This is a genomic window from Glacieibacterium frigidum, from assembly GCF_007097155.1.
Classification (GTDB): domain Bacteria; phylum Pseudomonadota; class Alphaproteobacteria; order Sphingomonadales; family Sphingomonadaceae; genus Glacieibacterium; species Glacieibacterium frigidum.
This window is the reverse complement of record NZ_VJWA01000002.1, coordinates 277,217-290,348: the sequence shown is the minus strand read 5'-3', so window position 1 is coordinate 290,348 and position 13,132 is coordinate 277,217. Positions and strand designations below refer to the sequence as shown.

General features: G+C 68.5%; 14 protein-coding genes. 12 read left to right on the top strand and 2 right to left on the bottom strand.

Features of this window, described 5'->3' with window-relative positions; translation table 11 throughout:
• The first annotated feature begins 114 nt into the window (after positions 1-114).
• From coxB to FMM06_RS10880, 12 genes are all read left to right on the top strand, one after another.
• The gene (gene coxB, locus FMM06_RS10930) at positions 115-1,110 is read left to right on the top strand and encodes a cytochrome c oxidase subunit II (RefSeq protein ID WP_235889282.1); all 996 of its coding nucleotides are present in this window, start codon (positions 115-117) and stop codon (positions 1,108-1,110) included.
• A 15-nt stretch (positions 1,111-1,125) separates the two neighbouring features.
• Positions 1,126-2,778 (top strand): cytochrome c oxidase subunit I, encoded by a 1,653-nt coding sequence (gene ctaD / locus FMM06_RS10925; protein WP_144237429.1) that lies wholly within the window; start codon positions 1,126-1,128, stop codon positions 2,776-2,778.
• A gap of 90 nt (positions 2,779-2,868) precedes the next feature.
• Complete coding sequence (locus FMM06_RS10920) at positions 2,869-3,774, top strand: heme o synthase (protein WP_235889281.1); 906 nt, start codon at positions 2,869-2,871, stop codon at positions 3,772-3,774.
• Positions 3,771-3,893 (top strand): hypothetical protein, encoded by a 123-nt coding sequence (locus FMM06_RS17345; protein ID WP_268900677.1) that lies wholly within the window; start codon positions 3,771-3,773, stop codon positions 3,891-3,893. The genes FMM06_RS10920 and FMM06_RS17345 overlap by 4 nt, the downstream gene beginning before the upstream one ends.
• A complete protein-coding gene (locus FMM06_RS10915; RefSeq protein ID WP_144237427.1) occupies positions 3,890-4,468 on the top strand; it encodes a cytochrome c oxidase assembly protein in 579 nt (192 codons plus the stop codon). Before FMM06_RS17345 ends, FMM06_RS10915 begins: the two co-directional genes overlap by 4 nt.
• A 2-nt stretch (positions 4,469-4,470) precedes the next feature.
• Complete coding sequence (locus tag FMM06_RS10910) at positions 4,471-5,307, top strand: cytochrome c oxidase subunit 3 (protein ID WP_144237426.1); 837 nt, start codon at positions 4,471-4,473, stop codon at positions 5,305-5,307.
• A complete protein-coding gene (locus FMM06_RS10905) occupies positions 5,304-5,669 on the top strand; it encodes a DUF983 domain-containing protein (RefSeq protein ID WP_144237425.1) in 366 nt (121 codons plus the stop codon). The genes FMM06_RS10910 and FMM06_RS10905 overlap by 4 nt, the downstream gene beginning before the upstream one ends.
• Positions 5,666-6,295, top strand: coding sequence for an SURF1 family cytochrome oxidase biogenesis protein (locus FMM06_RS10900; RefSeq protein WP_144237424.1), 630 nt, complete (start codon positions 5,666-5,668; stop codon positions 6,293-6,295). The genes FMM06_RS10905 and FMM06_RS10900 overlap by 4 nt, the downstream gene beginning before the upstream one ends.
• A gap of 113 nt (positions 6,296-6,408) precedes the next feature.
• A complete protein-coding gene (locus tag FMM06_RS10895; protein ID WP_144237423.1) occupies positions 6,409-7,056 on the top strand; it encodes a PEPxxWA-CTERM sorting domain-containing protein in 648 nt (215 codons plus the stop codon).
• 110 nt (positions 7,057-7,166) lie between these two features.
• A complete protein-coding gene (locus FMM06_RS10890; protein ID WP_144237422.1) occupies positions 7,167-8,294 on the top strand; it encodes a zinc-binding dehydrogenase in 1,128 nt (375 codons plus the stop codon).
• Complete coding sequence (locus FMM06_RS10885; protein WP_144237421.1) at positions 8,291-9,793, top strand: UxaA family hydrolase; 1,503 nt, start codon at positions 8,291-8,293, stop codon at positions 9,791-9,793. Before FMM06_RS10890 ends, FMM06_RS10885 begins: the two co-directional genes overlap by 4 nt.
• 33 nt (positions 9,794-9,826) lie before the next feature.
• Positions 9,827-10,846: an ATP-dependent DNA ligase gene (locus FMM06_RS10880; RefSeq protein ID WP_144237420.1), complete on the top strand. Its 1,020-nt coding sequence runs from the start codon at positions 9,827-9,829 to the stop codon at positions 10,844-10,846.
• Here FMM06_RS10880 and FMM06_RS10875 read toward each other — a convergent pair.
• Both FMM06_RS10875 and FMM06_RS10870 read right to left on the bottom strand, forming a co-directional pair.
• Entirely contained in the window at positions 10,843-11,868 is a 1,026-nt protein-coding gene (locus FMM06_RS10875) for an SO2930 family diheme c-type cytochrome (RefSeq protein WP_185965158.1), read from the bottom strand. The genes FMM06_RS10880 and FMM06_RS10875 overlap by 4 nt on opposite strands.
• Positions 11,865-13,085 (bottom strand): parallel beta-helix domain-containing protein, encoded by a 1,221-nt coding sequence (locus FMM06_RS10870; RefSeq protein WP_235889280.1) that lies wholly within the window; start codon positions 13,083-13,085, stop codon positions 11,865-11,867. Before FMM06_RS10870 ends, FMM06_RS10875 begins: the two co-directional genes overlap by 4 nt.
• Positions 13,086-13,132 lie beyond the last annotated feature (47 nt).

The following is a 13,132-nucleotide window of genomic DNA, read 5'->3' as shown; positions in this document are numbered from 1 at the left end:
CGCGGATCACTGCGACCGCGACGCCGCTTGTCGCACCGCACCATGGCGCATATAGGCAGTCGCAATTCCGCCGGGCCCACCCGGCGCGCACTGCCGAGGGGCACGATGGTTCGAATGAAATTCCTGGTTGCAGCACTATTGGCGCTGGCACCTGTCACGGTCGCCGCGCAGGTTGCCGCCGCGCCCGTCACGCCGGTCGAGACTGTCGCTGTGCCCGCCGGCGCCGCTGCCCCGGTTCGCGTCGCGCCCGACAGCGGCTTCGGCCAGCCTAACGGCAGCTGGCAGCTGCAGCAGCCGGTGACCAAGATCGCCCGCGACGGCTACGGCATGGTCAACGGCATCCTGAACCCGCTGATGATCGGCATCTCGATCTTCGTGCTGGCGCTGCTTGGCTGGGTGATCTTCCGCTACCGCGCGGCCCGCAACCCGACCGCGTCGCGGACCAGCCACAATACGCTGGTCGAGGTGATCTGGACCGTCGTTCCCGTGCTGCTTCTTGTCTGGATCGCGGTGCCGTCGTTCCGCCTGCTGGCGAACCAGTATGCGCCGCAGAAGGCCGACCTGACGATCAAGGCGACCGGGCATCAATGGTACTGGGAATATGAATATCCCGACCAGGGCGGCTTCAGCTTCGATTCGATCATGCTGACCAAGGCCGAGGCCGCGAAGGCCGGATCGCCCTACATGCTCGACGTCGACAACCGCATCGTCGTGCCCGTCGGCAAGACGGTCAAGGTGCTGACGACCAGCGCCGACGTCATCCACGCCTGGATGGTCCCGGCGTTCTGGGTCCAGATGGACGCCGTGCCGGGCCGGATCAACGAGACCTGGTTCAAGGCCGACAAGCCCGGCGTGTACTTCGGCCAGTGCTATCAGCTGTGCGGCACGCGCCACGCCTTCATGCCGATCGCCGTCGAGGTGGTCAGCCAGGCGCAGTTCGACGCCTGGGTCGCCGCCAAGAAGCGCGAGAACGGCATCACCGACGCGCCCGCCGCGGCCGCACCCGCCGCCGCCGGTGGCAGTGCCGCTGCCGAAGCCGCCACCACCCCCACGCCCGCCGAGCCGGTCGCGCCCGCACCCGCGCCCGCCGCCGCCGCCCCGACCGCTTAAGGAAGAGCCACGACAATGGCTACCAACGCCCTCGACGCCCACGCCGCGCACGACGATGCGCACGACCACGACCATCCGAAGCTCGGCTTTGTCCAGCGCTGGCTGTTCTCGACAAACCACAAGGACATCGGCACGCTGTACCTGATCTTCGCGGTCATCGCGGGGACGATCGGCGGCGCCATCTCGGGCATCATGCGCGCCGAGCTCGCGCAGCCGGGCATCCAGTATCTGACGATGATGACGCAGGGCAATCTCGATGCCTCGTACCATCTGTGGAACGTCTTCATCACCGCGCACGGCCTGATCATGGTGTTCTTCACCGTCATGCCCGCGATGATCGGCGGCTTCGGCAACTGGTTCGTGCCGATCATGATCGGCGCGCCCGACATGGCGTTCCCGCGCATGAACAACGTGTCGTTCTGGCTGCTCGTGCCGTCGTTCCTGCTGCTGCTGGGCTCGATGTTCGTGCCCGGCCCGGCGGGCTTCAACGGCGCCGGCACCGGCTGGACGGTCTATCCGCCGCTATCGACGAGCGGTCATCCGGGGCCTGCGGTCGACATGGCGATCCTGTCGCTCCACCTCGCGGGCGCGTCGTCGATCCTGGGTGCGATCAACTTCATCACGACGATCTTCAACATGCGCGCACCGGGCATGACGCTGCACAAGATGCCGCTGTTCGTGTGGTCGGTGCTGGTCACCGCCTTCCTGCTGCTGCTCTCGCTCCCCGTTCTCGCGGGTGCGATCACCATGCTGCTGACCGACCGCAACTTCGGCACGACCTTCTTCGATCCCGCGGGCGGCGGCGACCCGATCCTGTACCAGCACCTGTTCTGGTTCTTCGGGCATCCGGAGGTCTACATCCTCATCCTGCCGGGCTTCGGCATGATCTCGCAGATCATCTCGACCTTCTCGAAGAAGCCCGTGTTCGGCTATCTCGGCATGGCCTACGCCATGGTCGCGATCGGCGGCATCGGCTTCATCGTGTGGGCGCACCACATGTTCACCAGCGGCCTCGACGTGAATACCAAGATGTATTTCACCGCCGCGACGATGATCATCGCGGTGCCGACCGGCATCAAGATCTTCAGCTGGATCGCGACGATGTGGGGCGGCTCGATCACCTTCCGCACCCCGATGCTGTGGGCGATCGGCTTCATCTTCATGTTCACGGTCGGCGGCGTCACCGGCGTGCTGCTGTCGAACGCCAGCGTCGATACGTACATGCACAACAGCTATTACGTCGTGGCGCACTTCCACTACGTGCTGTCGCTGGGTGCGGTGTTCGCGATCTTCGCGGGCTTCTACTACTGGTTCGGCAAGATGTCGGGCCGGGCGTACAACGAGCTCCTCGGCCAGCTGCACTTCTGGGTGTTCTTCATTGGCGTGAACATCATGTTCTTCCCCCAGCATTTCCTGGGCCAGGACGGCATGCCGCGGCGCCTGCCCGACTATCCGGAGGCGTTCACCTACTGGAACCACGTGTCGAGCATCGGCTACGCCGTGATGGCGGTCGGCATGGTGTTCTTCTTCGTCAACATCGGCTGGTCGCTGTTCGCCGGCCGCCGCGTCGAGGGAAATTACTGGGGCGAAGGCGCGACGACGCTCGAGTGGACCCTCAGCTCGCCCCCGCCGTTCCATCAGTTCGAGACTCTGCCGCAGATCAAGTAAGCTCGTCATCCCCGCGAAGGCGGGGACCCAAAGTCCCGAACTGGCGACCTTGGGTCCCCGCCTTCGCGGGGATGACGATCAGGAACAATGATGACGACGCAGGCCCTCTCCACGGCGCACTACGCCGAATGGCGCGACTATTTCGCGCTGTTGAAGCCGCGTGTAATGACGCTGGTGGTGTTCACCGCCGCCTGTGGCCTGCTGGCGGCACCGGGGCACATCAACCCGTTCCTCGGCTTTGTCGCGATCCTGTGCATCGCGGTCGGCGCGGGCGCGGCGGGTGCGCTCAACATGTGGTACGAGGCGGACATCGACGCGGTGATGAAGCGCACGGCGAACCGCCCTATCCCGGCCGGACGCGTCGCGCCGAACGAGGCGCTGACCTTCGCGCTCGCACTCAGTGCAGGATCGGTGTCGATCATGGGGCTGGCGGTTGGCTGGCTCGCCGCCGCACTGCTCGCCTTCTCGATCTTTTTCTACGCGGTCGTCTATACGGTGTGGCTGAAGCGCGCGACGCCTCAGAACATCGTCATCGGCGGTGCTGCTGGCGCCTTCCCCCCGGTGATCGGCTGGGCCGCGGTAACCGGTGACATCACGCTGATGCCGGTCATCCTGTTCGCTATCATCTTCCTGTGGACCCCGCCGCATTTCTGGGCGCTGGCGCTGTTCATGGAGGCCGATTATTCGAAGGCCGGGGTGCCGATGCTACCGGTTACCCATGGACCTGCAGTGACGCGGCGGCAGGTGCTGCTCTATTCGCTGATCCTCGTGCCGGTCAGCCTGGCGCCCGTCGCGTTGGGCCATGCGGGCTGGATCTACGGCGTCGTGACGGCGCTGCTCGGCGCGGTGTTCATCGTCGATGCGCTCGCCGTGGCGCGCAACACCGCGACCGTCGCCAGTGGCATGGCGCCCGAGAAGCGGCTGTTCAAATTCTCGCTGCTCTACCTGTTCCTGCTGTTCGCAGCCCTCGTCGCCGACCGGTTGATCCTGTCATGACGCCCGAAGAATCCGAGCTGTTCCAGGCGCGCCGCCGCTCGCGCAACCTCGCGCTCGGCCTCGTGCTGGTCGCACTGGTGCTGCTGTTCTACGGCATTACCGTGGTGCGCATGACATGAGCCGGAGCAATACCCGCACCGCCGTCGGTACCGCTGCGATCGCTGCCGGCATGGTCGCGATGTCGTTCGCCGCAGTGCCGCTGTACCGCCTGTTCTGCGAGACCACGGGTTTCGGCGGCACGACGATGCGCGTCGAGGCGTCGACGGTGCCCGACCAGCGTACGCTGACCGGCCGCACGATCAAGGTGCGCTTCGACGGCAACACCTCGCCCGGCGTGCCGTGGAAGTTCAAGCCCGAAACGACCGAGGTCAACGTCCGCCTGGGCGAGCGCAAGCTCGCGTTCTACAAGGCGACGAACTTCTCGGCGGCCGCGACCACAGGCACCGCGACGTTCAACGTCATGCCCGACATCGCGGGCAAGTATTTCATGAAGATCCAGTGCTTCTGCTTCAACGAGCAGACGCTGAAGGCCGGCGAGACGGTCGAGATGCCGGTCACCTACTACGTCGACCCGGCGATCCTGAACGATCCGCAGGCGCGCAAAATCGACGAAATCACGCTCAGCTACACCTTCTTCCCGGTGGACGAGAGCAAGCGGTCGCAGCTACAGACCGACCAAAGCAACAAGGGCTAGTCATGGCTGCCGGCAAGACGCACGCATTCCATATCCTCAACCCGTCGTGGAAGCCGATCTACGCCGCCTTCGCGTCGCTGGTGATGGCCGCCGGTGCGATCGGCTGGATGCACAAGATGGCGTGGGGCCCGTGGGTCTTCGGCATCGGCACCGCGGCGATCCTCTACGCCTTCTACATCTGGTGGGCCGACGTCGTGCACGAGGCGAACACCGGCGACCATACGCCGGTCGTCCAGCTCCACCACCGCTACGGCATGATCCTGTTCATCGCGTCCGAGGTGATGTTCTTCGTTGCGTGGTTCTGGGCGTATTTCGCCGCCGCGCTGTACCCCGATGCGGGCGAGGTCGTCGGCGGCGTCTGGCCGCCGAAGGGCGTCGAGGTGCTCGACCCGTTCATCTACCCGCTGCTCAACACGCTGATCCTGCTGCTGTCGGGCACCACCGTCACCTGGGCGCACCACGCGTTGATCCACGGCGACCGCAAGGGGCTGAAGCAGGGCCTGTGGCTGACGATCGCGCTCGGGCTGATCTTCTCCGCCGTCCAGGCCTATGAATACAGCCACGCCGAGTTCGGCTTCGCTGGCAGCATCTATGGCGCGACCTTCTACATGGCGACGGGCTTCCACGGCTTCCACGTCGTCGTCGGCACGATCTTCCTGATGGTCTGCCTGGCGCGCGTCTATCGCGGCGACTTCACCCCCCGGCAGCATTTCGGCTTCGAGGCGGCTGCCTGGTATTGGCATTTCGTCGACGTCGTGTGGCTGTTCCTGTTCATCTCGATCTACGTCTGGGGTTCGAACTTCGGCGCGGCGGTGGCGGCAGCAGCGCACAGCGGGTGAAGCGCTCGCTTGCCGCATCGCTGGCGAAGATCGGGCTGCTTGGCCTGTGTCCCCGGTGCGGCGAGCGAACGCTGTTCCGTCGCGTCGCGACGTTCCGCAAGACCTGCCCCAATTGCGCGCTCGACTTCACCGAATTCGATGTCGGTGACGCAGCCGCGCCCTTCCTGATCTTTCTGGTCGGCACTGTCGTCGTCGTCGGCGCGATCTGGCTCGAACTGGCGCGTGAGCCGGCGTGGTGGGTGCACGTCCTGATCTGGGTGCCGCTGACCGTCATCCTCACGCTCGCGCTGCTGCGGTTCGCCAAGGCGGTGCTGGCGGCGCAGGAGTACCGCAACGACGCGCGGCTGGGCACCCACGAGTGAAGCGCCTGCCGCTCTGGCCGACATTGTTCACCCTCGTCGCGGTCGCCTTCATGATCGGCGCGGGTTTCTGGCAGCTCCAGCGCCGCGAGTGGAAGCATGATCTGATCACCAAGCTCGAGCTTGCGCCCCGCCTGCCGCCCGTCACCCCGCGCGAGTTCTTCAAGGCGATGGTCGGGGAGGGCAGCGTCCAGTACCGCCGCGCGGTCGTCACCTGCCGGCCGGGTCGCGTCGCGCCTTACGACCTGAAGGGCGGCGCCAGTGCCGGCGGCCAATCGGGCTTCCTCGTCCTCGTCGCCTGCCGCACGCCCGCGGTGCAGAACGGCCGCGCGCCCGACATCGTCGTCGTCGCCGGCTTCTCGCCGCGCCCCGACGTCGCCCCGCTGACCATCGATGAGGAGTTCGAGGGGACGGTGATCGAACGGCCGTACGGCGACGCCAAGGACCGGCCGATGTTCATGCTGATGCCGCGCACCGCCGTCGCGCCGCTGACCCCGGCGCGCGTGCCGACGCCGGGCGACCTGCCCGACAGTCATCTCAGCTACGCCTTCCAGTGGTTCGCCTTCGCGACGACGCTGACCATTATCTACGGCATTTTCGTCCTGAGACGGAACCGCGCCCCGCGCTAGCCGGCCTCGTCGCCCAAGAAACGAATTCACGCAAAATAAGTCTATACCAAAAGATTGACTCCGTCCTCGAATCGCACCAGCTTGTTTCTGCGGGGAGAATCAAGGGGTTAAACATGAAGACAGGCTTAATTTCGGCTGGGCTTCTCAGCCTTCTCGCGGTTCCCGCAGGCGCGGTGACATTCACCAACCCGGCACCAATTGTCATTCCTGACGACGCAGAAACGACCAGCGACCTCACCGTCGCGGGCACGACCGGCACGATCACCGGTCTGACGCTGACGCTCAACAATCTCAGCCACACCTTTCCCGATGACCTTGTCTTCGGGCTGCTCAACGTGACGACGAACCTGGGCTTTGTGTTCATGAGCGGCGTCGGCGGCAGCACCGGAGTCAGCAACGTCACCGTGACGTTCAGCGACGCCGCGGGCGATTTCGCGCCTGAGTCGTTCGTCGATGGGGCGCTGACATCGGGCACCTATCTGCCGTCGAATTACTATGGCTTCGCGTTCAACGCCTTCGACAATGCCACCGCGTTCGCCGACTTCAACGGCACCAGCGCCAATGGCCTGTGGCGTCTCTATGTGCTGGACACCTTCGCCGCCGACGTCGGGACGGTCGCCGGGGGCTGGTCGCTCGACTTCACGCTGGCCAACGCTGCGGTGCCCGAGCCCGCGACGTGGGGCATGATGATCGTCGGCTTCGGCCTTGCCGGTACGGCGGTCCGCCGCCGCCGCCAGCGGGAGCATGCCGTAACCGCCTGACGAACGCGAGCCGCCGCGACATTGCTGATCGCCCCGGCCATGGCGTATGGCCGATCCGCTGCCCCGACCCGAGTCTTTCGCTGGACGGACGCGTGGCGGGGGAGACGGGCATGAAGATTGTCGCGGCGGTACTCGATACGCTCGGCACGCCCGGCCCCTACGCCGACACCGCGCCGCTGAGCCTGCGCAGCCTCGATCTCGACCCGCCGCGGATCGGCGAGCTGCTCGTTCGCATCGATGCGGCCGGCATCTGTCATTCGGACCTGTCGGTGATCAACGGCGACCGCCCGCGGCCCATGCCTATGGCTTTGGGGCACGAGGCGGTGGCGACGGTGATCGAGGCCGGCGATCCGGCGGACACGCTGTTCGCGCCCGGCGACCGCGTCGTCCTGTCCTTCATGCCGGCATGCGGCGAGTGCGTGCGCTGCGCCAGCGGCGAGTCCTATCTGTGCCCCAATGGTGCGGCGGCGAACGGCGCGGGCACCATGCTGCGCGGCGGGCGGCGGCTGCACGACAGCGGCGCAGATGTTCACCACCACCTCGGCCTGTCGGCGTTCGCGACGCACGCCGTCGTCGACCGGCGCGCCGCGGTGAAGATCGATGCCGACGTGCCCGTCGAGATCGCCGCGCTGTTCGGCTGCGCGGTGCTGACCGGCGTCGGCGCAGTGCTCAACTCGGCGGCGCTCAAGGCCGGCGAGAGCGTCGCGGTCTACGGGCTCGGCGGGGTCGGGCTGGCGGCGCTGCTCGGTGCGGTGGCGGGCGGCGGTCAGCCGGTGGTGGCGATCGACCCCGTGCCGGCCAAGCGCGCGCTGGCGGTCGAGCTGGGGGCAGCCGCGGCGTTTGCGCCGGGCGAGGAAGCACAGATCGAAGCACTGCTCGGCGGCAAGCCCGACGTCGTCGTCGAGACGGTGGGCCGCGCGAGTGTCCTCGAAACCGCCTATGCGCTGACCCGGCGCGGCGGGCGCGTCGTGACCGTCGGCCTGCCAAACCCCAGCGAGCGCTTCTCGATCCCCGCGGTCGGCCTCGTCGGCGATGCCAAGACGATCATCGGGTCGTATCTCGGCTCGGCCATCCCGGCGCGCGATATTCCGCGCTATCTCGGCCTGTGGCGCGCCGGTCGGCTGCCCGTCGAGAAGCTGCTGACGTCGGTCGGCCCGATGAGCGAGATCAACACCTTGTTCGACCGGCTGGCGAGCGGCGACGCCATCCGCCAGGTCGTGCTGCCCGGCGCCGCATGAGCGCCGTCGCGGCCCTGCGCCTGCACCCGCACGATGACGTCGCGGTCGCGGTCGTCGCGCTCGCGCCCGGCGCGGCATTGCCGGGTGGCGGCCACGCGGCGGAGGCGATCCCGGCGGGGCACAAGGTCGCGCTTCACCCGCTCGCGGCGGGCAGCGTCGTGCGCAAGTACGGCCAGGCGATCGGTGCCACGACGCAGGCGGTCGCCGCGGGGGCATGGGTCCATGTCCATAACCTCGGCCTCGGCGACGCGGCGCCGCGTCTGCCCGGCGGTGGCACCGCGACGGCGCCGGTGCCGGTGACCCCGCGCACCTTCGAGGGCTATCTGCGTGCCGACGGGCGCGGTGCGACGCGCAACTATCTCGCGGTCGTGACCTCGGTGAACTGCTCGGCGCATGTCGCGCGGGCGGTGGCGCGGCGTGCCGAGGACCGGCTGCACGAATTTCCCGGCATCGACGGCGTCGTGCCGATCACCCACGCCAGCGGCTGTGCGCTGGACGGACGCGGGGCAGCGATCGACGTGCTGCGCCGGACGCTCGCGGGCTATGCGCGCCACGCCAATTTCGCGGGCGTGCTGATGCTCGGCCTCGGGTGCGAGACCAACCAGCTGCCCGACCTGCTCGCCGCCGAGGGCCTTCGCGAGTCCGACACGCTCGGCGCGACGACGATCCAGGGCGAGGGGGGCACCGCCGCGACGATCGCCGCCGGGCTTGAGCGGATCCTGGCGATGGCGGCCGCTGCTACCGGTGTGAAGCGCGTGCCGATGCCGCTGTCGCACCTGACGCTGGGGCTGCAGTGCGGGGGCTCCGACGGCTATTCGGGGATCACCGCCAACCCCGCCCTGGGGGCGGCGGTCGACCGGCTGGTCGCGCACGGCGGTGCGGCAATCCTCAGCGAGACGCCCGAAATCTACGGCGCCGAGCATCTGCTGACCTGCCGCGCCACGCCTGTGGTCGCCGACGCCCTGATGGCGCGCATCGCGTGGTGGGAGGCGCATGTCGCCGCCACCGGCGGGTCGATGGACAACAACCCGAGTGCCGGCAACAAGGCGGGCGGGCTGACGACGATCCTGGAAAAGTCGCTCGGCGCGGTCGCCAAGGCGGGATCGACGCCGCTGAACGCCGTGTACGGCTATGCCGAGCCCGTGACGGCGCGGGGCCTGAGCTTCATGGACACGCCGGGCTACGACCCCGTCGCCGCGACGGGGCAGGTCGCGGGCGGGGCGAACCTGATCGCCTTCACCACCGGCCGCGGCTCGGTCTTCGGCTGCCGCCCCGCGCCGAGCCTGAAGCTCGCGACCAACTCGGACCTGTTCCGCCGCATGGCGGGCGACATGGATATCGACTGCGGGCGTATCCTGGGCGGCATGTCGATCGACGCTATGGGCGAGGAGATCTTCGAGGCGCTCGTCGCCACCGCGTCGGGCCGCCTGACGAAGAGCGAGGAACTTGGCATCGGCGACGACGAGATCCAGCCGTGGCGGCTCGGCGCGACGATGTAGGAACGGGGGCCGCGCCCGAGCGGTTGTGAGCGCATGGCCGCACCACCGACATCGCTTGCGATCGACCTTGCGCCGGTCGAGGCAAAGCTGGTCGAGGCGCTGCCCGAGAGCGACGGCTGGCAGTTCGAGCCGAAGTGGGACGGGTTTCGCTGCCTGGTGTTTCGCGCCGGCGACGACGTCCAGCTGATGTCGAAGTCGGGCAAGCCGCTGCAGCGTTTCTTTCCCGAGGTCGCGGCGCGGTTCGCGCGCTTGGCGGCCAAGCGCTTCGTGCTCGACGGCGAGCTGATCATCGAAACCGGCGGCGCGCTTGCCTTTGACGCGTTACAGGCGCGACTGCACCCAGCGGCCAGTCGCATCACCAAGCTGTCGGTAGCGACACCCGCGCGCTTCATGGCGTTCGACCTGCTCGATGACGGTACGCCGCTCGTCGCGCGGCCGTTGGCCGAACGGCGCGCCGTGCTCGAGGCGTGGCATGCGAGGCACGGCGACGCGGACGTGCTGCTGTCGCCTGCTACCACCGACCGCGATGCTGCGCTGGCGTGGCTCGCGGCGACCGGCGGGGCGCTCGACGGGGTGATCGCCAAGCGCCTCGACGACCCGTACCACAGCGGCGAGCGCGCGATGTTGAAGGTCAAGGTCCACCGCACCGCCGATTGCGTGGTCGGCGGCTGGCGTGCGGAGAGCGGCGGCGACCTCGTCGCGTCGCTGCTGCTCGGGCTGTACGACGGAGAGGGGCGGCTCAACCATGTCGGGCACACCTCGGCGCTCGGCGGCGTCGACCGCGCCGCGCTGACCGCCGAACTCCACGCGCTGGCGGGCGAGGGGTTCGACGGCGACGCGCCGGGAGGGCCGAGCCGCTGGGCCAATGCCCGCTCGGCAGAGTGGTTTCCGCTGCGGCCCGAGCGGGTCGTCGAAGTGCGCTTCGACCAGGTCACCGCCGGACGCTTCCGCCACGGCACCGGCTTCGTCCGCTGGCGCCCCGACAAGGCGCCGCGCCAGTGCGGGTGCGAGCAGCTCGGATTTGCGCTGCGGCCTGCCGAGCTCGAGCTTTAGCCCGGCGGCAGTTTCGCGATCCAGTCGCGGATCAGCGCGACGCCTTCGGCGTGCGGGACGGTGCGCCCGAACTGCGGCATCATCACCCCGGGCTCGGTCGACGCCATGCGGTGGACTAGGATCGACGCCGCCGCGTCGCCGGGCGCTATCGCGAACTGGTGCCCGCCCGACCCCCGCCCTGCCGCGACGGGCCGTTTGCCGACGCCGAGCGCGGCGGGGTCGGTCTCCTCGAGGTCGAGGTACAGCCCCGAGTTCGACGCGAAGCCCTTGCGCGAGTGGCAGTGGGCACAATTGACGTCGAGATAGGCGCGGGCGCGGCCATCGAGGCTCTCGCGCGCGTCGTCCCACACCGGCGTGCGCGTCACTTGTGCGGGGGCCGGGCTGCCGCGCAGCACGCCGGTGCGCGTCCAGTGCGCGAGCTGATTCTCGCGGCCGCCGGCGTAGGCAAAGGCGACGTTCAGGTTGCGCGCGCGTGGCCCGATCGGGGTCACCGCGTCGCCGCTCAGATGGCATTGCTTGCACTGGTTCGCGTTCGGCACCGCATAATCGATCGTGCGGCCCTGCCAGCTGACCGCGATCCGCGCGCCGGTGCGCTTTAGCGTCGCCGCATCCTGCGCGTCGTTCCAGACATAGGTGTTGGGCACCCAGCCGTCGGCCTTGCGGATCAGCAGCCGCGTCTCGAGCTTGCGCGCGCCATAGGCGAAGGTCTTGACCAGCACGGTGCCGACCGGAAATTCGAGCACGCCGGTCGCGGTATAGGTCGCCGCAGTCCCCGGCGGCACGAACACCAGCCGCGCCTTGTCGGCGTAGTCGCTGAACAGCGGCGTCGCGAGGGCATACGGCGTCAGGCCGGTGTTGGGGGTACGCGCGCCGGCATCGGTGAACAGGCGGTAGTCGGCGAGCGCGGGCGCCGGGTCGGCGGCGAGGACGCGCGCGAGATCGACCGGGGCAGGGGCAGGGGCGACGCCGGTCAGGGCGAAGAGCAGCGCCGCGAGCGCAGCACGCGGCGCCCGCAAGCTCATCCAGCCGCGCGCTTGAACTGCGCTGGCGGCAAGACCACCGCTGCGGGCTCCTTCACCGCGCCCTTGGCAGACGGCGGCGCGATGCCCGGCTTGGCGGCGCTGACCGGCGTGCCCTGCGTGAGGAGGCCCAGCGTCAGTGTCGGCGTGTCGGCAACGACCGGTGCTGCGGCACCCGTGACCGGCGCGCCGCCGGGGACGGTGTAGCCCGTCACGCCGTCCCACATCGCGTTGGGGAGAGTGCCGCCGACGGCTGCAGCAAGTTGCGCGCCGCCCTCGAACGCGGGGGCGAAGCCGTTGCGGCCGTAGCGGTTGTCGCGGACCACCACCTCGCGCGGCAGCGGATTGTAGGTCGCGTCGGTGAACGCCGCGCGATAGGCGACGAGCATCACCGCGGTCCCGCCGTTGCCGTCGAGCCGGTTGTCAAAAACGTGGACGTTGCGGTTGGCCATCACCATGATGCCCGTGCCAGTCGGCACCTGCGCGACGATATTGCCCTTCGCGGCGAAGTTCGGCGTGTCGTTGGTGACGACCTCGTTCCTGAACACGCGGATCGAATGGCCGCCCATCTGCGGCAGGCCGGGCAGGTCGAAGACCAGGATGCCGCCGGTGTTGCGCGTCGCGACATTGTCGAACACGTCGGCGTTGTAGCTGTTCTCGATCTCGATCCCGGCGACGTTGAACTCGGCGCGGCTGTTCTTGACGACGATGTTCTTCGACTGGCCGACATAGATGCCCGCGTCCGACGCGCCGCGGACGGTCACGCGGTCGATCAGCACGTCGGACGACGATACCGGATAGACCCCGTAGGCGCCGTTGGTCTCCTTCGGCCCGCCCGTCCATTCGACGCGCAGCGATACGAAGCTGATGCCGTCGGACCCCTTCGACTTGATGCCGTTGCCGCGCGCATTCTCGACCGCGAAGTCCTTCAGCGTGACGCGGTCGCTGGTCACCAGCAGCCCCTCGCCCTCGCCCTTCTGGCCGTCGAACGACAACACGGTCTTGTCGGCCCCGGCGCCGCGCACCGTGACGTCGTCGACGTCGAGCGATAGGCCGTCGGTCAGCACGAAGCGGCCCGCGCCGAGCGCAACGATATCGCCCGGCTTGGCGTCGACCAGCGCACCTTGCAGCCGCTCCTGCGCGGCATCGCCCGCGGCGATCGTGATGGTGCGTGCGGACGCCGGTGCCGCCAACAGGATGCACGATAGAATGATGCGCAAGGCCGACCTCCCCAGACCGGTAAAGCGTCAGTCTAGCGCCGTTCACG

Bases quoted from the DNA above. Each gene is read 5' to 3' on its own strand.
- FMM06_RS10875 (WP_185965158.1), bottom strand. From the start codon at position 11,868: ATGAGCTTGCGGGCGCCGCGTGCTGCGCTCGCGGCGCTGCTCTTCGCC.
- FMM06_RS10885 (WP_144237421.1), top strand. From the start codon at position 8,291: ATGAGCGCCGTCGCGGCCCTGCGCCTGCACCCGCACGATGACGTCGCG.
- FMM06_RS10920 (WP_235889281.1), top strand. From the start codon at position 2,869: ATGACGACGCAGGCCCTCTCCACGGCGCACTACGCCGAATGGCGCGAC.
- FMM06_RS17345 (WP_268900677.1), top strand. From the start codon at position 3,771: ATGACGCCCGAAGAATCCGAGCTGTTCCAGGCGCGCCGCCGCTCGCGC.
- FMM06_RS10895 (WP_144237423.1), top strand. From the start codon at position 6,409: ATGAAGACAGGCTTAATTTCGGCTGGGCTTCTCAGCCTTCTCGCGGTT.
- ctaD (WP_144237429.1), top strand. From the start codon at position 1,126: ATGGCTACCAACGCCCTCGACGCCCACGCCGCGCACGACGATGCGCAC.
- FMM06_RS10880 (WP_144237420.1), top strand. From the start codon at position 9,827: ATGGCCGCACCACCGACATCGCTTGCGATCGACCTTGCGCCGGTCGAG.
- FMM06_RS10910 (WP_144237426.1), top strand. From the start codon at position 4,471: ATGGCTGCCGGCAAGACGCACGCATTCCATATCCTCAACCCGTCGTGG.
- FMM06_RS10890 (WP_144237422.1), top strand. From the start codon at position 7,167: ATGAAGATTGTCGCGGCGGTACTCGATACGCTCGGCACGCCCGGCCCC.
- FMM06_RS10915 (WP_144237427.1), top strand. From the start codon at position 3,890: ATGAGCCGGAGCAATACCCGCACCGCCGTCGGTACCGCTGCGATCGCT.
- coxB (WP_235889282.1), top strand. From the start codon at position 115: ATGAAATTCCTGGTTGCAGCACTATTGGCGCTGGCACCTGTCACGGTC.